22 protein-coding genes are annotated in these 18,666 nt (G+C 72.3%); 9 read left to right on the top strand and 13 right to left on the bottom strand.

The features are described 5' to 3' along the window. Positions 1-108 precede the first annotated feature (108 nt). Positions 109-594, bottom strand: coding sequence for a carboxymuconolactone decarboxylase family protein (locus tag ACQPX6_RS28405; RefSeq protein ID WP_433784112.1), 486 nt, complete (start codon positions 592-594; stop codon positions 109-111). Positions 595-766: 172 nt separating this feature from the next. On the opposite strand from ACQPX6_RS28405, the gene ACQPX6_RS28400 reads away from it, so the two are divergent. The 3 genes from ACQPX6_RS28400 to ACQPX6_RS28390 all read left to right on the top strand — a co-directional run bounded on the left by ACQPX6_RS28400 (position 767) and on the right by ACQPX6_RS28390 (position 3,573). Next, positions 767-1,687, top strand: coding sequence for an RNA polymerase sigma-70 factor (locus ACQPX6_RS28400; RefSeq protein ID WP_433788386.1), 921 nt, complete (start codon positions 767-769; stop codon positions 1,685-1,687). Positions 1,688-1,827: 140 nt separating this feature from the next. After that, positions 1,828-2,220 (top strand): IS110 family transposase, encoded by a 393-nt coding sequence (locus ACQPX6_RS28395; RefSeq protein WP_433788385.1) that lies wholly within the window; start codon positions 1,828-1,830, stop codon positions 2,218-2,220. A 564-nt stretch (positions 2,221-2,784) separates the two neighbouring features. Beyond that, the gene (locus ACQPX6_RS28390) at positions 2,785-3,573 is read left to right on the top strand and encodes an alpha/beta fold hydrolase (RefSeq protein ID WP_433784111.1); all 789 of its coding nucleotides are present in this window, start codon (positions 2,785-2,787) and stop codon (positions 3,571-3,573) included. Between the two features lie 255 nt (positions 3,574-3,828). On the opposite strand, the gene ACQPX6_RS28385 is transcribed toward ACQPX6_RS28390, so the two are convergent. The 6 genes from ACQPX6_RS28385 to ACQPX6_RS28360 all read right to left on the bottom strand — a co-directional run bounded on the left by ACQPX6_RS28385 (position 3,829) and on the right by ACQPX6_RS28360 (position 9,105). Next, positions 3,829-4,266 (bottom strand): YybH family protein, encoded by a 438-nt coding sequence (locus ACQPX6_RS28385; RefSeq protein ID WP_433784110.1) that lies wholly within the window; start codon positions 4,264-4,266, stop codon positions 3,829-3,831. 460 nt (positions 4,267-4,726) lie between these two features. Next, complete coding sequence (locus ACQPX6_RS28380) at positions 4,727-5,224, bottom strand: pyridoxamine 5'-phosphate oxidase family protein (RefSeq protein WP_433784108.1); 498 nt, start codon at positions 5,222-5,224, stop codon at positions 4,727-4,729. Between the two features lie 101 nt (positions 5,225-5,325). After that, complete coding sequence (locus ACQPX6_RS28375; protein ID WP_433784107.1) at positions 5,326-6,351, bottom strand: 6-phosphofructokinase; 1,026 nt, start codon at positions 6,349-6,351, stop codon at positions 5,326-5,328. 110 nt (positions 6,352-6,461) lie between these two features. Further along, complete coding sequence (locus tag ACQPX6_RS28370) at positions 6,462-7,532, bottom strand: homocysteine S-methyltransferase family protein (RefSeq protein ID WP_433784106.1); 1,071 nt, start codon at positions 7,530-7,532, stop codon at positions 6,462-6,464. Between the two features lie 281 nt (positions 7,533-7,813). Then, complete coding sequence (locus ACQPX6_RS28365; protein WP_433784105.1) at positions 7,814-8,593, bottom strand: alpha/beta fold hydrolase; 780 nt, start codon at positions 8,591-8,593, stop codon at positions 7,814-7,816. Further along, a complete protein-coding gene (locus tag ACQPX6_RS28360; RefSeq protein WP_433784104.1) occupies positions 8,590-9,105 on the bottom strand; it encodes a MarR family winged helix-turn-helix transcriptional regulator in 516 nt (171 codons plus the stop codon). Before ACQPX6_RS28360 ends, ACQPX6_RS28365 begins: the two co-directional genes overlap by 4 nt. A gap of 54 nt (positions 9,106-9,159) precedes the next feature. Here ACQPX6_RS28360 and ACQPX6_RS28355 point away from each other — a divergent pair, with 54 nt between their 5' ends. The 3 genes from ACQPX6_RS28355 (at position 9,160) to ACQPX6_RS28345 (ending at position 11,409) form a co-directional block, all read left to right on the top strand. Then, the gene (locus tag ACQPX6_RS28355; protein ID WP_433784103.1) at positions 9,160-9,528 is read left to right on the top strand and encodes a VOC family protein; all 369 of its coding nucleotides are present in this window, start codon (positions 9,160-9,162) and stop codon (positions 9,526-9,528) included. 4 nt (positions 9,529-9,532) lie between these two features. Beyond that, complete coding sequence (locus ACQPX6_RS28350) at positions 9,533-10,405, top strand: DNA-3-methyladenine glycosylase family protein (RefSeq protein ID WP_433784102.1); 873 nt, start codon at positions 9,533-9,535, stop codon at positions 10,403-10,405. A gap of 83 nt (positions 10,406-10,488) precedes the next feature. Beyond that, a complete protein-coding gene (locus ACQPX6_RS28345) occupies positions 10,489-11,409 on the top strand; it encodes an LLM class flavin-dependent oxidoreductase (RefSeq protein WP_433784100.1) in 921 nt (306 codons plus the stop codon). Between the two features lie 22 nt (positions 11,410-11,431). On the opposite strand, the gene ACQPX6_RS28340 is transcribed toward ACQPX6_RS28345, so the two are convergent. Beyond that, positions 11,432-12,679 (bottom strand): MFS transporter, encoded by a 1,248-nt coding sequence (locus ACQPX6_RS28340; protein WP_433784098.1) that lies wholly within the window; start codon positions 12,677-12,679, stop codon positions 11,432-11,434. 72 nt (positions 12,680-12,751) lie between these two features. On the opposite strand from ACQPX6_RS28340, the gene ACQPX6_RS28335 reads away from it, so the two are divergent. Together ACQPX6_RS28335 and ACQPX6_RS28330 are read left to right on the top strand one after the other, a co-directional pair. Beyond that, entirely contained in the window at positions 12,752-13,657 is a 906-nt protein-coding gene (locus ACQPX6_RS28335; protein ID WP_433784097.1) for a LysR family transcriptional regulator, read from the top strand. 115 nt (positions 13,658-13,772) lie between these two features. Next, entirely contained in the window at positions 13,773-14,516 is a 744-nt protein-coding gene (locus ACQPX6_RS28330; protein ID WP_433784095.1) for an SDR family NAD(P)-dependent oxidoreductase, read from the top strand. 6 nt (positions 14,517-14,522) lie between these two features. On the opposite strand, the gene ACQPX6_RS28325 is transcribed toward ACQPX6_RS28330, so the two are convergent. Both ACQPX6_RS28325 and serA read right to left on the bottom strand, forming a co-directional pair. Continuing rightward, positions 14,523-14,681: a hypothetical protein gene (locus tag ACQPX6_RS28325; RefSeq protein WP_433784093.1), complete on the bottom strand. Its 159-nt coding sequence runs from the start codon at positions 14,679-14,681 to the stop codon at positions 14,523-14,525. A gap of 61 nt (positions 14,682-14,742) precedes the next feature. Then, a complete protein-coding gene (gene serA, locus ACQPX6_RS28320) occupies positions 14,743-15,942 on the bottom strand; it encodes a phosphoglycerate dehydrogenase (RefSeq protein ID WP_433784092.1) in 1,200 nt (399 codons plus the stop codon). Positions 15,943-16,058: 116 nt separating this feature from the next. Here serA and ACQPX6_RS28315 point away from each other — a divergent pair, with 116 nt between their 5' ends. Further along, positions 16,059-16,742: a hemerythrin domain-containing protein gene (locus ACQPX6_RS28315; RefSeq protein WP_433784091.1), complete on the top strand. Its 684-nt coding sequence runs from the start codon at positions 16,059-16,061 to the stop codon at positions 16,740-16,742. A 312-nt stretch (positions 16,743-17,054) separates the two neighbouring features. On the opposite strand, the gene ACQPX6_RS28310 is transcribed toward ACQPX6_RS28315, so the two are convergent. The 3 genes from ACQPX6_RS28310 to ACQPX6_RS28300 all read right to left on the bottom strand — a co-directional run bounded on the left by ACQPX6_RS28310 (position 17,055) and on the right by ACQPX6_RS28300 (position 18,477). Continuing rightward, positions 17,055-17,810 (bottom strand): GAF and ANTAR domain-containing protein, encoded by a 756-nt coding sequence (locus ACQPX6_RS28310; protein ID WP_433784090.1) that lies wholly within the window; start codon positions 17,808-17,810, stop codon positions 17,055-17,057. Positions 17,811-17,869: 59 nt separating this feature from the next. Further along, positions 17,870-18,136, bottom strand: coding sequence for a hypothetical protein (locus ACQPX6_RS28305; protein WP_433784089.1), 267 nt, complete (start codon positions 18,134-18,136; stop codon positions 17,870-17,872). 131 nt (positions 18,137-18,267) lie between these two features. Continuing rightward, positions 18,268-18,477, bottom strand: coding sequence for a CsbD family protein (locus ACQPX6_RS28300; protein WP_433784088.1), 210 nt, complete (start codon positions 18,475-18,477; stop codon positions 18,268-18,270). Between the last annotated feature and the right edge of the window lie 189 nt (positions 18,478-18,666).

Below are 18,666 nucleotides of genomic sequence, written 5' to 3'. Positions count from 1 at the left end.
AATCCGGCGCCTATCCGAGGCGTTCCTGTGAGGTCCTGGGGCCGGCGGGGCCGCTTCGGTGTAGCTCACCGGCCGGCGTCGGGCCGGGCCGGGACTCCCGGCCGACGATCAGCTTGCCGTCTTGGCGAACGTGCCGGGTTCGTAAGAACCGCCCTTGGTGTGGGTGATCACGAGGAGCCGGTTGGCTGCGTTGATCACAGCGACCAGGTAGACCAGCGCGGCGATCTGGTCGTCGTCGTAGTGCTTGCGCACCTGGGACCAGGTCTCGTCGGACACACCCAGGTGGGCGTCGGCGAGCCGGGACCCCTCTTCGGCCAACGCCAGCGCCGCCTGCTCGGCCTTGGTGAACACGGTGGACTCGCGCCACGCGGCGACCAGGTTGATCCGGAGCGCGGGTTCACCGGCGGCCGCCAGCTCCTTGGCGTGGGCGTCGACGCAGAAGCCACAGCCGTTGATCTGGCTGGCGCGCAGCTCCACCAATTTTTGCGTGGACTTCGGCAGCGTCGACTCCATGATCGCCGTACTGACGTTGGCGAACCTCTTGCCGATCTTGGCGCCGAGCTCGTTGTCGTTCAGGTCGAGACGGGTGTCCATGACATGTCCTAACTCGTTGTGGCGCGTGCTGAAGCGGACGACAAGAGATGCCGACGACCCGAACCTTCTGACAGCCAGGCCACGTGACGCGCGCCACAACCGCGCAGTGTCAGGGAACGATGCGGACCGGCGTCTGCTGGGCAACACCGTCGAGAACGAGCAGGAGCCACCGATGCCCAACGAGCGCGGAGCGAGCCGCGACGGGGGCCCGGACCCCGCAACCGGCGTGTTCGTTGCCCACCGCAACCTGCTGTTCACCGTCGCCTACGAGATGCTCGGCTCGGCCGCCGACGCCGAAGACGTCCTACAGGAGACCTGGATGCGGTGGATCGGCGTTGATCTCGCTGCGGTTCGCGACGCGCGCGCATACCTGGTCCGGACCACCACCCGCCAGGCGCTCACCCGACTGCGCACGCTCGGCCGTCGCAAGGAGTCCTACGTCGGGCCCTGGTTGCCCGAACCGCTGCTCATCGCGCCCGACGTGGCCGAGGACGTCGAACTCGCCGACAGCGTTTCGATGGCGATGTTGCTGGTGCTCGAGACACTCACGCCGACCGAGCGGGCGGTGTTCGTGCTGCGCGAGGTGTTCGACCTCGATTACGACGAGATCGCCGAGGCCGTCGACAAGACCCCGGCCGCCGTCTACCAGGTCGCCCACCGGGCACGGACCCACGTGGCCGCTCGCCGTCCGCGCGGGGCCACTTCTCCGGCCGAGACCCGAGACGCGATCGAGGCTTTCCGGCGAGCGGTCGAAACAGGCGATCTGCAGGGACTGCTCGACATCCTCGCGCCGGATGTCGTCTTCTTGGGTGACGGTGGCGGAGTGGTGCAAGCGGCGCTGTCGCCCATTGTGGGGGCCGACCGGGTGGCCCCTCTGTTGGTCACCAGCCGGCTCAGCGGGGAGGGCGCCGTCGCGGCGCCACTGCAGCCGACACAGGTCAACGGTCACCCGGCGCTGGTCATCCGGCTCGCCGGCAGGATCGACACCGTGCTGGCGGTACGCATCGACAACGGCCTCATCACCGGGCTCTACGCCGTGCGCAATCCCGAGAAGCTGTCGCATCTGGAGCGGGAGACCACTCTGCGCCGCTGAGTTCGGACGACGTCGGCAGCACTTCCCGTGGCCCACTCCCACCCGGCGAGGGACACGCGGCGTGCGCTCGGCCCGACTGAGGCGTGCCCGCTCCCGGACGATCCTGAGGACGCGTCCCTACTGGAGCAGCCCACGTGGTGATGATCGGAGCCACTCCCATAAGCGCACCCCAAACCGTCGTCGCGCTCGACGACGTCGGAGATCGGCTCGGAGAGCTGACGGTCCCAGCGAACGCGGAGGGGATCCTGAAGCTGCTCGCGTGGTCCGGACAGTGGGACCAGGTCAGCTTCGCGCTCGAGGGCTGCCGGCGCCTGACCCGTCGCCTCGAGCGTGACCTGCTCGGCGCCGGCGCGAGGGTGGTGAGCGTCCCGACGCGGCTGTTGGCCGGCGCCCGCCGCGACGGACGCGAGCCAGGCAGGTACGACCCGATCGACGCCCAAGCGGTCGCGCTGGCGGCCCTGCGCCACGACGGGCTGCCGGTGGCCGAGCTCGACGATCACGCCCGCGAAGTGCGGCTGCCGGTCTTGCAGTAGGGCGTTCTCAGAACCGGGCCAGTCGGGGGTCTTTGACGTGGTGGAAGTAGGCCCGGTGATGTCGTCCGGATCGGTCGCGAACAGGGTGACTGTCGCCGCCTGCCAGACGGCTCGCGGCGTGGTGGGTGCGCCGAGGAGTCGGCGAGTCGGGGTGGCAGGGTCGCGCATTGGTATCGAGGCCAACAGTCCAGAGGGATAGCACCATGTGGGTGCTCCCACCGCGGACTGCACGCTGCTTTGGGTGGCAGTTCCACGGGCCGGCCCTCGCTGCATGATCGATTAGATGACTGCGAATCTGACTGCGAGTCAGGCGCAGCTGTGTTCTCGCTCTCAGGGGGAGCTCGGCGCGCTCGAACTCTGCGCCGAGAACGCGTGGTGCGGGCTGCGGTGCCCGCGGGCGAGGAACCGCTGGCGCGTGAGGGTGACCCCGGACTACGGCCGTCGTGGGTCCGGCTTCGCCGACCTTGGTTGTGGCGGGGGTGCTGGCGGGCCACAGTCCGAGGACGTCGGATGTGTGGTCGGTCCGACGCCGGGGAGCGGACGAGGACAGGGGCCGGAGCGATGGTGGCGGTCAGGGTCGCGGGCAGATCGGTCGCCTATCATCGCGCCGGTGACGGGCCGCCGCTCGTGCTGCTGCACGGGGGCTGGAGCGACGGCCGTGCGTGGCGACCGCAGCTTGCGGGGCTGTCCGATGCCTTCGATGTGATCGCGTGGGACGCCCCTGGTTGCGGCGGCTCGGACGAGCTCCCCGGTCGGCCGACGATCGCCGACTACGCCGACGCTGTGGCCGATCTGATCGTCGCCCTCGACGTGGATCGGCCGCACCTGGGCGGGCTCTCCTTCGGCGGTGGCCTCGCGTTGGCCGTGTACCAGCGCCACCCGGAGCTGATTCGGTCGCTCATCGCTGCGGGGGCGTACGCCGGCTGGAAGGGTTCTCTAGCTCCCGAGGAGGTCGAGGCCCGCCTGCGGCGGGCGCAGGTCGAGTGCGAGCGGCCGCCGGCGGAATGGATCGACGGCTACCTGCCTGGGTTCTTCGCCCGCACGATGCCCGCCGAGGTGATCGACGATGTTCGCTCGATGATGTCGGATGTCCGACCGGCTGGGCTGCTGGCGATGCTGACCGCGTTCGCCGAGGCCGATCTCACGGCGGTGTTGCCGACCATCGCCGTTCCCACCCTTCTGCTCTACGGAGAGTCCGACGTTCGCGCGCCTCGCCGTGTCGCGGAGGCGCTGCACGCCGGCATCCCCGGTTCCGAGCTCGTCGTGCTCCCTGGGGTGGGTCACTACGTCAACCTCGAGGTGCCCGAGGCATTCAACGCCGAAGTCCGGCGCTTTCTCGGCCCCGGGAGCTGACCACCGGATCCGTCCTGAAGATGCCGGTTTCGTGGGCGGCGGTAGTTGGAGGCGTCGGGCCGACCACTGCCGGACACGGGTGGCGAAGGCTCCAGTAGGACCGGCTCAGCCCGATGACCGGCTTGTATGTCCGCTGCCGAAGGCGATGTGCTCGTGCGCGAGACGAGGTGCTCTCGGTCTGCCCTGTAGCACCTCGCGAGGTGATGGCGTTCGGATATCACCGAATGGGCGAGGACGGCCAGTCATCTGAGTGGACTAGGCCTCGCCAGGGAGGAGGACAGCTGCGGGTGCGGTCTTCTCGATGACCGGATCAGCGTGCCGATGGACGATTCCCCAGCCACCGCCGCCTCGACGGAAGATGTGCGTGACTCGCAAGACGCTCGGCGACGGCTCGGCGCGTCCGACCACAGTTTGCTCGCCCCGTTCCAGGCTGACGGTGTAGCCGAAATCAGGCCCGAAGTCACTTGCGATCACCTCCTGCACGGTCCAGCCGCTCTTGAACCCGGACGCGGCCCATTCCAAGCGGGCACTGACCTGCTCCCACCCCACTTCGTGAGCGCCTCGCCCCCCGAAAATGCTCACCTGCGCCTCACGGAGCCAGCACGCCTTGTAGGGCTCAGCGTCTCCGTTGACGAACCGATTTATCGCTTGATCAACCTTGCTGATCAGTTCGCGAGTCTCGTCCTCAGCCAATTCACACCTCCCAGGGATACCTCAGTTTCCATTGTTTCTTGGCCTACGTAGCCGGCAATCCTGCCGATAGGAATCTACTGTGTCTACAGCCGTGGGGGCGGCGAAGGCTGACGAGTCGGCCACCCTGGTAGCGGCAATGGGTGCCGCTGAGAGGGGCCCGGGCACCCGCCTTCATCGTGAGGGCTACGTCGCATGGTCAAGTCGGCCCAGACGGGCCGTCGTGGGTGGCACCGCGCGCGTGGAGAACAGCGGTGTCAACTGGTGTGCGTGGAGGAGGTCAGCGAGGCTCGCGCGGCAACCAGAGTTGCTGGTAGAGGCTGTGTGTGGCCGAGCACGGGAATCTCTCGATCTGTTGGTTGTGGGTTCGAGTCCCACGGGGCCCACACTCTCGTCGTGACCATCGGGCGGACTCCACGTTCGGCCGTCGGCGCCCGCCCGCACCTCGGCGGCGACGCTCGGGTCAGCTGTGGAGACCCTTGCGGGCCACGACCCGCTCGACGTCCCGGGGCAGGGTGGTCTCGAAGTCGTTGAGGCGGGCCCAGGTGGGCTTGATCGTGATCCGCGCCATCTGGTCGTAGAGCGCACGGACGCCGCCGGCGAAGTCCTCGGCGCCGCGGGCGCTCTGTGTCTTGAGGCTGGCGTCGAGGTAGTCCTGCGGGACGCCGTCGACGATCTCGATGTCGGCCCGGCCCCGCAGCAGGAGCGCTCGCGGCGGTTGACCGTCGGTGTCGATGGTGATCGCGACAGAGGGGTTGACGCGGAGCGCCCGGACCTTCGCGCTGGTCGGGATCGTGCAGACCACGATGCGGCGGTCTCGCCACACGAATCCGATGGGGACGACGCGGGGCGCGGCGTCGAGGCCCACGTAGGCCAGGCGCATCAGGGGCGAGCCGCGCAGGAGCTGCCCGGCCAGGGGCTTGTCGAGCTCGGCGGCGACGGCGTCGGCACTCATCGTCATGGCGGTCTCCTCGTCCTGGCGCGGCCGGCGTGGCCGCTGTGTGCCGGGGACGGAGCCGGCGTCACGTTCTCGACACCGCCCGCGTCGGGTTCCAGGACGCCTCAGCCGAAGAAGACCGCGGCCTCGGCGTAGAGGGCCGGGTCGACGAGCTTGAGCTGCTGCGTCGCCTCGTGCAGCGGGACCGTGACGATGTCGGTGCCGCGCAGGGCGGTCATCTGGCCCCACTGCCCGGCCGCGACCGCGTCGATCGCGTGCAGGCCGAACCGGGTGGCGAGCCACCGGTCGCGCGCGGTGGGGGTGCCGCCGCGCTGGACGTGCCCGAGCACGGTCGTGCGGGCCTCCTTGCCCGTCCGGGCCTCGATCTCGCGGCCCAACCACTCGCCGACACCGCCGAGCCGGACGTGGCCGAAGGCGTCCTTCTCCCCGGTGAGCAGCCTTTCCTCACCGTCCTGGGGCATCGCGCCCTCGGAGACGACGATGATCGGCGCGTAGTCGAGCCGGAAGCGGTTCTGGACCCACTCGCAGACCTGGTCGATGTCGAAGCGGACCTCGGGGATGAGGATGGCGTTGGCGCCGCCCGCCATGCCGGAGTGCAGCGCGATCCAGCCGGCGTGGCGGCCCATGACCTCCACGATGAGCGTGCGGTGGTGGGACTCGGCGGTGGTGTGCAGGCGGTCGATCGCCTCGGTCGCGATGTTGACCGCGGTGTCGAAGCCGAAGGTGTAGTCGGTGCCCGAGAGGTCGTTGTCGATCGTCTTCGGCACCCCGACGACGTTGACGCCCGCGTCGTGGAGCTCGCTGGCGACGCCGAGGGTGTCCTCCCCGCCGATGGCCACCAGCGCGTTGACCCCGAGGTCCTGGAGGTTCTTCTTGATGCGTCCGACCCCGTCCTCGATCGCGAAGGGGTTGGTCCGCGACGACCCGAGGATCGTGCCCCCGCGCGGGAGCAGACCACGCACGGCCGGGATGTCCAGCGGCCGGGCGACGGCCTCCAGGGGCCCGCGCCAGCCGTCCCGGAAACCCAGGAACTCATAGCCGTACTCCGGGACCCCGCGGCGCACGATCGCCCGGATGACGGCGTTGAGACCCGGGCAGTCGCCGCCGCCGGTGAGGATGCCCACGCGCATGACCGGAGGTTCCCACGCCGTCCGGGCCGGCCCGTGGCGGGCCCTGATCGCACGGTCGGTGACGGCCACCCGTCGCGCGGCCGATCAGGGGTCGGCATCGCCCGAGCCCGCTACAGCAAGCTGCGGTACTCCTGGTTCGCTGCCCGCAGCCGGGGGTCGGCGCCGAGGTAGACGTGCTTGGACATGTCCGGGGAGTACCTGCTCGCCGGTGGGGTGCGACCCAACGTCTCGGCCATCGCCCGCAGGTGGTGCGGGGCTGCCCCGCAGCACAGGCCGAAATAGCGCACACCGGCGGCCCGGGCTCGGCGGGTGAAGTCGGCGATCTCGTACCGGTGGCAGGTGAACGGGTCGAGCGCGGTCGGGAACGGGAGCCCCTCGGGCGGCGGTGTCGGACCCGGGTCGCGCAGCGCGTGGAAGGTCAGTTGCTCGGGGTGGGTGCGGTAGGGCACCGGCAGCGCGGCGACCGGGACGTCCACCGCGGCGACGATCGGCGCCAGCAACGGCAGCATCGTGGCCGGGCCGCGCACGCAGTTGAGGCCGACGACGTCCGCGCCCCGGGAGGCCAGCTCGCGGCAGGCCTGCGAGACCGGCACGTCGTCACGGGTCACCGGCTCGTGCCCGGCGACCAGCAGCACCGCCGAGGGCAGCCCCGCTTCGCGGATCACCTCGAGGGCGATGCGGGCCTCCCCGAGGAAGCGAAACGTCTCGGCGATGACGAAGTCCACGCCGGCTTCGGCGGCCCAGCCGACCTGCTCGGTGAACATCTCACGGACGGCGGTGTGCGTCGCCGGGTCGGCCGGGTCGTAGACCCCGGTGTTGCAGATGTTGCCCGCCAGCAGCGTGCCGCTGCCGTCGGCCACCTCCCGGGCGATCTCGAGCGCCTGGCGGTTGAGGGGTTCGAGAATCCCGTCCTTGCCGATCACACGCAGCTTCTCGCGGTGCGCGTAGTACGTGAACGCCTCGACGACGTCGGAGCCGGCGTGCACGAACTGCCGGTGCAGCGCGGCGACCTCCTCGGGATGGTCGAGGACCACTTCCGGGACGAAGGCCCCGGCCTGCAGGTAGCCCCGCCGCTCGAGCTCGAACAGGTAGCCCTCGCCGCACACCACCGGCCCGGCCGCCAGTCGCGCGCTCAGGCCGGGACCGCGGTGGGACTCCGGCATCGCCTGGGGAACGGTCATCACGGTCTCGCTTCCGCGTCAGCAACGGCCCCAGGATCGCCCTCGGCGGGCCGGCACGGCGGCACGCGGCCGATGCGCAACGCCACTGGTTGGAGAAGGTCGGCCTTATGACCCTCCGGCGGGACGGTCCGGAGCCGGTGGGTCGAACTCGCGCCCGCGTTCTACCTCGTCCCCTGCGCACGCGGTGACGGCAGCGAGTTCCCGCCCGCAGCATGACCCGCGGCCCGCGCCTTCGAGACCTGACGGGCATTCAGTGCCCGCCGGCCTGCCGCCGAGCGCGATCAGCTGGTGTGGCTCCCAGGGCTCCAGGCCCGAGCGCGCCAGAAGGCGGTGAGCACGCGCGCGCCGCGGGCCGGGTCTTCGGCCATCCACCAGTGGCCCAGCCCGTCGAGCACCGAGACCTCGGCGCCTGCACGCTCCGCAGCGCGTCGACGGAGCTCCTCGGTGCCGCCGAAGGGGTCCGCGGTGGCGACGAGCGCGAGGCCCGGGCGAGCCGCCAGGGCCGACAATCCCTTGCCGAGCTCGGCCATCGCCGGTTGGGCGGCGGAGCGGTAGAGCGCGAGGATCGCCTGCTTCATCTCCTCGCCCTGCACCCCGGCGATCTGCAGGGCCTCGGCCCGACCGATGCCGAAGGCCTGCATCTGCTCGGCCCGCTGCTCGATGGTCCCGCCGAGCATCTCGTCGAGGCTGGCCTCACCGTCGCCGGGCGTCTGCCAGGTCTGGGCGAGGTCGTGCCACACGTAGTCGGGCTCGAAGAGGCTCAGGGCGTCGCTGGCCCAGCTGCGCACCAGCTCCGGGCGCTGCATGAGAGCGGTCACGACGTGGGCACCGCCCCAGTCGTGGCCCAGGAGGTCGACAGGCCCGTCGAAGCGCTCCAGCTCGCTGATCAGCCAGTCGCGGTACGCCGTCACGGTCGCGGGGAAGCCGGCCGGCAGCGGCACGCCGAAACCGGGCGGGGAGAGCCGGACGATGTCGTCGACGCCTGCGCGGGCCAACTCGGCGACGAGCGGGTCCCACACGGCCGCGCTCTCCGGATTGCCGTGCACCAGTGCCACCGTCATGGCGCCGCATCCTGCTCCGTCGGCGTGGGGTGCGCGACGCCGACACCGTCCCGCCCAGCGACACCACGGCCCTCGGTGAGGGCGCGGGCACAGGCCGCGAGGTCGTGGCACAGGCGCCGCCGTCGCTCCTCGTCGAGAGACGTGAGCATCCGCTGCTCGACGTCGGCGACGGCGCTGCTCGCGGTGCGCAGCGCGGCTCGGCCGGCGCTCGTGAGCTCGGTGGGCAGCGCCCGACCGTGGGCGGCGGTGGGCGGCCGCGCGAGCAGGCCGCGGTCCTCGAGCCCGCGCAGGACCTGGTTCATGGACTGGCGGCTGACGAACGCGCCGCGAGCGAGCTCCGAGCCGGACAGGCCCGGGCGCTGCCCGAGCAGTTCGAGACACGAGTACTGGGACACGGTCAGCCCTACGGGCCCCAGCGCTTCGTCCATCGCGACGCGGAGAGCGGCCTGGGCCTGCTTGAGGACGTAGCCCACCGACACCTCGAGGTCTCCGACAGCCTCCCCTTGACGCATGTCAACATCCTGACACACTCATGCATGTCAACAAACTGACATAAGGAGGCTCCGATGACCGTGACGGGACCGTCTTTCGTCGCCCTGCAGGTGCGAGACCTCGAACGCGCCGCCACCTTCTACGAGACCCACCTCGGCCTGACGCGGGCTGCCGGCCCGCCCGGTGCCGTCGTGTTCGCCACCGCCCCGATCGCGTTCGCCGTGCGCGAGCCGCTGCCCGGTGTCGACCTGGACGCGGCCTCGCCCCGCCCCGGTCTCGGTGTCGCGCTGTGGCTGCGCACCGACGACGCCCAGGCCCTGCACGACCGACTCAGCGAGGCCGACGTCCCGATCGTGGCCGCGCCCGTCGACGGCCCGTTCGGTCGTCAATTCACCTTCACCGACCCCGACGGCTACGCCATCACCCTCCACGGCGAGCCGTGACACCGTGAACCAGTACGAGACCCGCGTCGAGGTCCTCGGGCCGTGGTCGCTGGCGACGAGCCGGGCGTTCTGGGAGGGCTTCGCGCCCTCCGCGCTCATGGCCCAGCCCGCCTCCACCACCGGGTTGCGGTCGGTGTTCTGCGTCGAGGGCGACTGGCGGCGCGCCGAGGTCGTCGTGACCCAGCAGGACGACCAGGCCCACATCGCGGTCCGCGGCGACGGGGACCCTGACGCCGCCGTGGCCCAGGTCCGCCGGTTCCTCTCCCTCGACGTCGACGCCCGCGGGTGGCCGGAGGTCGCCCGACGCGACCCCGTCATCGCCGACGCCCAGCGCCGGCTCCCCGGCCTGCGGCCGTGCGGCTTCCACTCCCCCTACGAGGCCGCGGCCTGGGCGGTGCTCTCCCAGCGGGTGCGCATCGTGCAGGCCGCCGCCCTGCGCGCCGACCTCGTCGCACGGTTCGGCGCTGATGGCGCGTTCCCGGCGCCGGCGGCGCTGCGCGGCGCCGACCTCGACCTGCCCGGGCGCAAGCCCGAGTACCTGCGCGCCGTCGCCGACGCCGCCCTCGAAGGACGGCTCGACGCCGCGGCCCTGCGCTTGTCCGACCCGGACGTGGCCGTCCGCAGCGTCCGGGAGATCCAGGGCCTGGGACCGTTCGCCGCCGAGCTCGTCGTGCTGCGCGGCGCCAACGCTCCCGACGCCCTGCCCCGTCACGAACGCCGCGTCGAGGCCGAGATCGCCGAACGCTACGGACCCGGACGCGACCTCACGGAGGTCGCCGAGGCGTGGCGCCCGTTCCGCACCTGGGCCGTCGTCCACCTCCGGGCCCTCCGCGAGCAGCGCACCCACGAGATCGCGGGGCCCGGCACGGACGGCTGAGCGCGGCGTGTGCCCGACCCGCTTGTCGCGAGCCGCGGCGGCATCGATGCTGCTCAGACCGTGGTGGGGCGGAGGTGGGCCGGATGGAGCTCGGGGTCCACCTGCCGCTCGCCGACCTGGGTGAAGGTCTGCCCACTGGGCCGGAGCTGCGGACCTACGCCGCGGCGGCCGTCGAGCTGGGCTTCACCGCGGTCGCCGCCAACGACCACCTCGTCTGGCGCACGCCGTGGCTCGACGGGCTCACCGCCCTCGCGGTGGTCAGTGGCCACACCGCGGATGCGCGGCTGGTGACGAGCGTGGCTCTCCCGGTGATCCGGCACCCGGTGGTGCTCGCCAAGGCGCTGGCGTCGCTGGCGACACTCGCGCAGGGACCGGTCGTGGCCGGGCTGGGCGCGGGATCGTCGCGGGAGGACCACCAGCTGGTCGGGGTCCCGTTCGAGCAGCGGTGGGCGCGGTTCGACGAGGCCTTCCGCGTGGTCCGGGCGCTGATCGCGGGCGAGGCCGTGGCCGAGGGGCACTTCTACAGCAGCACGGAGGCCCGACTCGAGCCCGTCACGGGTGCCGTCTCGGTCTGGTCGGCCAGCTGGGGGTCCCCGGTGCGCCTGCGGACGCTGGCCCGCGAGGCCGACGGCTGGGTCGCCTCGGCCTACAACACCGATCCCATCCGGTTCCGGGCAACACGGGCGGAGCTGGATACCCATCTGCGTGCGGCCGGCCGCGACCCGACCGTCTTCGGCGACCTGGTCGCGACCACGTGGCTGTACGTCACCGACGACCCCGCCGCCGCCCACCACATGGTCGAGGACCTGCTCGCGCCACTGCTCCGGCGCGACGCCGAGGGCCTCGCCGCGCACCTACCGATCGGCTCCGTCGAGCACTGCGCGTCCGTACTGTCGGAGTACGCCGCCGCGGGGGCCGGGGCGGTCCTGCTCTGGCCCCTGCGCGACCCCCTCGGGCAGCTCGAGGTCGTCGCCGAGCGCGTCCGCCCCCTCGTCGCCGGATGAGCCGCCACACCGATGCCCGGCCCTACCGGAGTGCGGGTGCCCGACGTCGTCCGGCGCGGCGGCTGTCGACGGCGGAGAGAACGATCATGACCGCGGTGAGTGCGAGCGTCCCGACGGCGATGGTCGCCAGCGCCGTGTCGAGGGGGAGTGCGTTCGTGAGGAGGCCGACCAGCAGGGCCGGGAGCCCGGCGCCCAGGAAGAAGGCGGAGTAGACGGCGGCGGCGGTGCCACTGGCTCGCTGGGGCGGGGCCATCGTGGCGACGATGGTGGTCGCCCCGCTGTAGAGCAGGCCGTTGGCCAGACCCGCGATGACGCAGGCGATCACGACCGCGAGGAGGGAGTTCACGCCGGGCGCGAGGACCACGAGCGACACTGCCAGGGCGACCAGGCCCACGAGCTGGGCGCGGCGAGGTCCGAGTCGGGTGACCGCGGGGACGGTCAGCGTCGAACAGACCAGGAGCGCCCCGGCGAGACCTCCGGCCACGAGCGGGTCACGCAGACCGAGGAAGCGTTCGGCGACGGAGGAGATCAGCCCGAGGAAGAGGCCGACCACGGCCCAGCCGAGGAATCCGTTGACGGCGGCGACGACGAGGGCCCGCCGGACGGTGCGGGTCATCCCGGGTTCGTCGTCGCCGGCGGGCGCCGCGCCGTCGCTCGAGGGCCGGGACTCGGGGTCGCGCACGGTGCCGAGCCCGAGGAACACGATGGCGAGCAGCACCAGGTTCACGCCGAAGGGCAGGACGCCGGGACCCGGGCCGTACCGGGTGAGCGCGCCCCCGAGGACGGGGCCCAGGCCCGTGCCGAGGATGAACACCGTCGCCGACACCAGGCCTGCGCGCACCTTGTCCGCCCCGCTGGTCGCGACCGCGACGCCGGCACCGGTCATGACGGCGAGCGCGACGCCGTAGGCGACACGACCGGTGATCAGCCAGCCGGTGCTCGTCGCGAGGGCGAGAGCGACCGATCCGGCGGCGGCGATGGCGATGCCCCAGCGCATGACCCGGCGCGGGGGCAGTCGGTCGCCCAGGGGGCCGAGCAGGTACACCGCGGGCACGCTGACCAGCGGGTACACGGCGTAGACGGCCGTCAGCGTCGCGTCGCTGAAGCCGAGCTGCGCCTGGTAGGCGGGGTAGAGCGGGCTCGGGATGCCGGCGCCGGCGGCGCCCAGGGCGAGCAGCGCGAGTGCCCACGCCCGCGCGGCGCGTGACGGTGTCCACGACGGACTTCGCGAAGCATCCGTCGTGACCGGGTGGGACGCAGCGGCGCTCATGACCCCGACGATGCGTGCCGCGATCGTTCAGCACCAGCGCACGCTTCTTCACCGAGCGCGTAGCATCACTTCATGATCGATCCGCGGTTGAGGACGCTGCAGCTCGTGGCCCACCACGGCTCGGTGAGCGCGGCGGCCAGGGCGTTGCACTTCACCTCGTCCGCGGTGTCCCAGCAGTTGCGCGGGCTCTCCGACGAGCTCGGGGTGGCGCTGGTGCGACAGGTCGGGCGGCGCATGGAACCCACGGCGGCCGGCCACATCCTGCTGCGTCACGCCGAGGCGCTGCACGCCCGCGCCGAGGTCGCGCGCGCGGAGCTGGCCGGCGCCGAGGACTCGCCGGGCATGATCGGTCTGTGCGGGTTCTCCACCGCCGCGGCGAGGTTCCTCGTCCCCACGGCCTCTGTGCTGCGCGAGCGCTATCCCGGACTGGTGATCCAGGTCGTGGAGGCGGAGCCGGCGCGCTGCATCGACCTGTTGCTCGCCGGCGACTGCGACCTCGCGCTGCTCGTGGTCGACGACCGCGTCCCGCCCGAGACCGACCAGCGCTTCGAGCAGCACCCCGTGCTCGACGACCCGATCGACCTCGCCGTCCCCGTGGGGCACCACCTGACCACGCAGCCCGAGGTGACGCTGCGCGACGCCGCGTCCGAATCGTGGATCACCTGCCGTCCCGACAGCGCGTACCACCGCCTCACCCTGTCCGCGTGCCAGGCGGCCGGCTTCCGCCCGCACGTCGCCCACTACGCCGACGAGTGGGACGCCGGCACGGCGCTGGTCGCGCACGGCTTCGGGATCTTCATGCTCCCCCGGCTGGCCCCGGTGCACCCCGGCACCGACGTGGTGCGCCTGCGCCTGAGCGGGACGGCGGCCCCGGTCCGGCGGATCGTGGCCATGACCCGCGCGGGCGGCGCCGCGCAGCCCGTGATCGGCCACGCGTTGGATTCGATCAGGAGGGCCGCCGAGTCGATCTTGGTTTAGGTCGCGCCGACGACGCTTGCGCCCGAGATCACCGGTGGTGAGGATCAGCTCGCCGGGACCCCGTGGCGGCGTCCCCTGCGGAGGGGGCGATGTGGCGGGAGTCGAGGGTCGCGCGGTGCTGGTGACCGGGGGTGCGACGGCCGTCGGCCGTGCCCTGGCCATCGACCTCGCCGCGCACGGGGCGTCGGTCGGCGTGATCGACGTGGACGACGCGCACGGCGACGAGACCGTCGCCCACATCGCCGACGCGGGCGGGCAGGCCTTCTACCGGCACGCCGACGTGCGGGTCGAGTCCGAGGTCGCCGCCGCCGTCGACGAGGTGGTGCAGCGCTTCGGGCGCCTCGACGGCGCGGTCAACAACGCGGGCACCGAGGCGCCGATGGCCCTGCTCGACGCCGACGTCGCGACGTTCCAGGAGGTGCTCGACGTCAACCTGATCGGCGTCTTCCGTTGCCTCAAGCACGAGGCGCTGGCGATGCGGCGCCAGGGCGACGGCGGGGCGATCGTCAACGTCTCGTCGGTGACCAGCGGGCTGACCGCCGCGGTCGGCAACGGCCTCTACGGGACGTCGAAGGGCGGCGTGGACGCGCTGACGAAGTCGGCCGGCATCGAGCTCGCCGCCGAGGGGATCAGCGTCAACTCGCTGGCGTTCATCGCCGCCGACGTGCCGGGCGGGATGTTCCAGCGCTTCTTCGAGCACGTCGACGCGACGCCGGAGCAGGCGCTCGCGTCCATCCCCGCCCGGAGGATGCTGCCGATGCCCGAGCTCGCCACCGCGGTCCGGTTCCTGCTCGACCCCGCGGCGCGCTACATGGTGGCGACCACGCTCGTCATGGACGGCGGCTTCTCCAGCCAGTGACCGTGGTCAGAAGCCCTCGCCGGTCTCGATGGTCTTGTTCTTGCGCTTGTCGATCCCGTCCTCGATCGCTCCCCACGCGAGGACGGCGACCACCGGGGCCGCCACCATCGCGGCGACGCGCGAGCCGAAGCCGAGGGCCTTCAGGGCAAGGCCGAGGATGACCATGACGCTCCTCCTGGGGTCGAGGGGAAGGTGAAGATACCGCCGGACGCCGGTGCTGGTGGAGTCACGGGCCCCAAGTCCGCAGCCACACGGTGTGGGGTGAGCGGCGCAGCTCGGCGAGCGCCTCCTCGGGGATCGCGGTCTCGGTGTCGGTGAGGACGTAGCCGCGCTCGCCGCGCGTGGACAGCGCCTGGCTCACGACGTTCACCCCGCTGTCGAGCAGGACCTGGTTGATGCCGGCCAGCACGCCCGGGGTGTTCACGTGCAGGTAGCCCATCCGGAAGGAGGTCGGCACCGCGGGCAGGGCGACCTCCGGGAGGTTCACCGACAGCGCGGTGACGCCGGTGTTCACGAAGCTCAGCAGCTTGGTGGCGACGAAGCCGCCGATCTCCTCCTGCGCCTCCTGCGTGGAGCCGCCGACGTGCGGGGTCAGGATGACGTTGTCGAGCCCGCGCAGCGGTGACTCGAAGGTGTCGCCCTGCGCCTTGGGCTCGACCGGGAAGACGTCGATTGCGGCGCCGGCGAGGTGTCCGGACAGGATGTTCTCCCGCAGCGACTCGTCGTCGATCACCATGCCGCGCGAGGCGTTGATGAAGATCGAGCGCGGCTTCATCAGCGCGAACTGTTCGGCGCCGAAGAGCCCCGCGTTCCCGGGCCGGCCGTCGACGTGCAGGCTCACGACGTCGGCCTCGGCCAGCAGCTCCTCGAGGGAGCCGACCTTGCGCGCGTTGCCGTGGGCGAGGCGGTCGGCGGTGTCGTAGAAGATCACCCGCAGGCCGACGGCCTCGGCGATGTTGGACAGCTGGGTCCCGATGTTGCCGTAGCCGACGATGCCGAGGGTCCGCCCGCGGAACTCGTGGCTGCCGCGCGCCGACTTGTCCCAGACGCCCTCGTGCATGCGCTGGGTCTTCTCCGGCAGCCGCCGCACCAGCGCGATGATCTCGCCGAGCACCAGCTCGACGACGCTGCGCGTGTTCGAGAACGGCGCGTTGAACACCGCGACCCCGCGCTCGGCGGCGGCGGCGAGGTCGACCTGGTTGGTGCCGATGCAGAAGCACCCCACCGCGAGGAGGTCCTTGCCGGCCTCGAGCACCTCGGGCGTGATCGTGGTGTTGGACCGGATCCCGAGCAGCGAGACCCCGGACAGCGCGTCGGCGAGCTCGGGCCCGCTCATCGAGGCCGCGCGCGCGTCGACCTCGAGACCCTGGCCACCTAGGGCTTCGGCGGCGACGGGGTGGATGTTCTCCAGCAGCAGGGCCTTCACGTCGGGAAGCGTAGGCGCTCGGGCGGTGCCACCGGCTCTCCCCGTGGTCGTCGTCGCCCCCTGACTCCGTGTGCTGCACGGATTCGCGCGCCTCGTCGCGTGGCGACGCTCGACGAATGGACACCACACGCGAGATCCCCACCGCCACGCCCCGCGGGCCGGGGCAGCCCGTGCCCGACCTGGTCGACTACCGGGTGGTGCACCGCGCGATGACCCGCGACCTCGCCCGGCTCGCCACCGTCGCCGACGAGCTCGTCCGGTCCCCGGACCGGCGGCGTCTGCGGCTGCTGCGCCGCTACCTGCGCGGGGTGACCGCCGAGATCGTCAACCACCACCGCGTCGAGGACGACGACGTCTGGCCCCTGCTCGAGGCGGTCGCCGGCGACCTGACCGCGCTGGTCGCGCTGACCGAGGACCACGAGCGCCTCGACCCCCTGCTCGCCCGCGCCGGCGATCTCGCCGGCGGCACCGCGACCCCGGAGCTCGCCGCGGTCCTGCACGAGCTCGCCGACCTGCTCGCCCGCCACATCGCCGACGAGGAACGCGACGTCTTCCCGATCATCGCCGAGCGGGTCACCGTCGAGGACTACGCCCGCTTGCAGGAACGGTTCCGCGGCACCCTCGGACTCGCGGTGCTGACGTTCGTCGTGCCGTGGGTCGTCGGCCACGCCACCCCGGACGAGCGCCGGGCGCTGGTCGCCGACGCCCCGCCGCCGCTGCGGGGGATCCTCGCGGTCACCGAGCGCCGATTCCAGGCACGGTCGACGCGCCTGTTCGGCACGGCGGACCCGCGGCCCTGACTCCTACTGCGTCGCGAAACCCCGACGCCGTCCGGCCGCGAAGTCGTCGGCATCAGGACCATCTGCTTCACCTGAACGGCGGCTAACAGCCGGCGCCTGCGGGGCGACTCCCGGAGCAGTTCCGCCGTGTCGCGGCGGACACCGAACGGGCTGACGGGCCGCACCGGGCAGGGTGCGGCCCGTCGGTGCGTCTCGCGAGGTGGGGGGCGGTCCCGCCGGCACGTGAAGGAGAACCGGCGGGACCTGGATCGACGTTGCACCCGCGGGTCCTAGCCGACCTGCGCGCGGTGGTACCCGCGCAGGGAAGCCTCACTAACGTGCCGGGACGCGCTTGCTGCCGCGGTGCTCGGCCTCCGTCGCGAGCCACGAAGCGACGTCCACGAGCTTCATGTTCGTGTGCTGCGACGACTCGACGAGCATCGCGAACGCCGCGGACTGCCCGACGCCGAAGCGCTCCATGAGGATGCCCTTGGCCTGCCCGATCACGTCGCGGTTCTCGAGGGCGACCAGCAGGCCGGCGGCGCGCTGGGCGCCCTGGAGCACGAGGGCGGCCTGGGCGGCGAACAGGGCGCCCGTGTCCGCCGTGTCGTCGTCGAACACGTGCGGGCGGGCGGCGTAGAGGTTGAGCGCGCCGGCGCTGCCCGCCGTCGCGAACAGCTGGAACGCGATCAGCGACCCGACCCCGCGCTCCCGGGCGGCGACGGCCCAGCGGGGCCAGCGGTCGTGGGCGGCGGCCATGTCGTGGACGACGGTGCGGCGCTCGTTCCAGATCGCGTCGAGGCACGGTCCCTCGCGCAGCGAGCTCTGCAGCTCGTCCAGGTCGCGCACGACCTGGCTGCTCGGCGCGGTGGACTGCACGCCACCGCGGCGCTCGACGAGCGAGATGCCGGCCTGCTCGGCGTGCGGCACGGTGCGGATGGCGCCGCGCACGATGACGTCCAGCGTGTGCTCGACGTCGTCGTCGCCGCGGGCCATGAGGTCGCGGGCCGACCGGTCGAGGACCCGGGCCAGGGCGGCGCCGATCCGCTCGCCGGAGTCGGAGGTGTCGCCGGCGGGATCGAGGGTCATCGTTGAAGTACACACCCGGTGCGTTCCGCGATCCCAGTGCCGGGACCGCCGGTCGCGGATCAGCAGGCGCTGCGCACCTGCCAGTCGGCGCGGTCGGCGACGCCGGTGCGCTCGTCGTCGGGTTCCTGGCGCCAGGTCAGGTCGAGGCCGGAGGGGCCCTGCTCGGCGACGACGCGGCGGAAGTCGGCGTAGCGGCGGCGGCCCGGGGAATCGACACCCTCGACCGCGTCGACGGCGCGCACCATCAGCCAGAGGGCGACGAAGCGCAGCTCCCAGGCCAGGGCGAGCCCCACCGCCACCGCACCCAGCACGACGAGCACCAGCACCGTTGCCCCTTCGACGACCCGACGTGACGGGTCGCCTCATCGGGGTGAAGGAGGTTTCGTTATCGCGCGTGCCCGTGATGGGCGGAACGGTGCCGGGTCGCCCCCGCGGACGGCCCGGCACCCGTGCCGGCCTACTGCTGCTTGCGCTGGTCGGCTTCCTTCTTGTCCGCCTCGGCGCGGGCCTTCTGGGCCTCCGCCTCCTTGTCGCGGGCGGTGTCCTCGGCGTCGGCCTTCTTCTGCTGCTCCTTGCCCTCGCGGGCCCAGTCGTCCTGGCCCGTGACGGCGCCGACGGCCTCCTTGGCGCGACCCTTCAGGTCCTCGGCAGCGGTGTCCTCGGCCATGGTTGGCTCCCTCGGTCGGGGTGTTCGACGGTCGTGCCGTACCTACCCGTTGGTAGGGGCGGCCCACACCGCGGCTGAGAACCGGGGCTGGTCCGTTCGGCGGCGCCCGGCCACCCGTCCGGCGTGTCGGACGACCGCTCGTCGTGCCCGATCACGGCGGTCGGCGGACGGGCCGTGGGCGGTTCTCAG

The sequence above is a fragment of the Actinomycetospora sp. CA-101289 genome (assembly GCF_050955895.1).
Lineage (GTDB): Bacteria > Actinomycetota > Actinomycetes > Mycobacteriales > Pseudonocardiaceae > Actinomycetospora.
Note: the sequence above shows the minus strand (reverse complement) of the source record. Positions and strands in the feature narration are given on the sequence as shown.

Bases quoted from the DNA above. Each gene is read 5' to 3' on its own strand.
- ACQPX6_RS28405 (WP_433784112.1), bottom strand. From the start codon at position 594: ATGGACACCCGTCTCGACCTGAACGACAACGAGCTCGGCGCCAAGATC.
- ACQPX6_RS28400 (WP_433788386.1), top strand. From the start codon at position 767: ATGCCCAACGAGCGCGGAGCGAGCCGCGACGGGGGCCCGGACCCCGCA.
- ACQPX6_RS28395 (WP_433788385.1), top strand. From the start codon at position 1,828: ATGATCGGAGCCACTCCCATAAGCGCACCCCAAACCGTCGTCGCGCTC.
- ACQPX6_RS28380 (WP_433784108.1), bottom strand. From the start codon at position 5,224: ATGACGATGAGTGCCGACGCCGTCGCCGCCGAGCTCGACAAGCCCCTG.
- ACQPX6_RS28375 (WP_433784107.1), bottom strand. From the start codon at position 6,351: ATGCGCGTGGGCATCCTCACCGGCGGCGGCGACTGCCCGGGTCTCAAC.
- ACQPX6_RS28370 (WP_433784106.1), bottom strand. From the start codon at position 7,532: ATGACCGTTCCCCAGGCGATGCCGGAGTCCCACCGCGGTCCCGGCCTG.
- ACQPX6_RS28365 (WP_433784105.1), bottom strand. From the start codon at position 8,593: ATGACGGTGGCACTGGTGCACGGCAATCCGGAGAGCGCGGCCGTGTGG.
- ACQPX6_RS28360 (WP_433784104.1), bottom strand. From the start codon at position 9,105: ATGCGTCAAGGGGAGGCTGTCGGAGACCTCGAGGTGTCGGTGGGCTAC.
- ACQPX6_RS28355 (WP_433784103.1), top strand. From the start codon at position 9,160: ATGACCGTGACGGGACCGTCTTTCGTCGCCCTGCAGGTGCGAGACCTC.
- ACQPX6_RS28345 (WP_433784100.1), top strand. From the start codon at position 10,489: ATGGAGCTCGGGGTCCACCTGCCGCTCGCCGACCTGGGTGAAGGTCTG.
- ACQPX6_RS28340 (WP_433784098.1), bottom strand. From the start codon at position 12,679: ATGAGCGCCGCTGCGTCCCACCCGGTCACGACGGATGCTTCGCGAAGT.
- ACQPX6_RS28335 (WP_433784097.1), top strand. From the start codon at position 12,752: ATGATCGATCCGCGGTTGAGGACGCTGCAGCTCGTGGCCCACCACGGC.
- ACQPX6_RS28325 (WP_433784093.1), bottom strand. From the start codon at position 14,681: ATGGTCATCCTCGGCCTTGCCCTGAAGGCCCTCGGCTTCGGCTCGCGC.
- ACQPX6_RS28315 (WP_433784091.1), top strand. From the start codon at position 16,059: ATGGACACCACACGCGAGATCCCCACCGCCACGCCCCGCGGGCCGGGG.
- ACQPX6_RS28310 (WP_433784090.1), bottom strand. From the start codon at position 17,810: ATGACCCTCGATCCCGCCGGCGACACCTCCGACTCCGGCGAGCGGATC.
- ACQPX6_RS28300 (WP_433784088.1), bottom strand. From the start codon at position 18,477: ATGGCCGAGGACACCGCTGCCGAGGACCTGAAGGGTCGCGCCAAGGAG.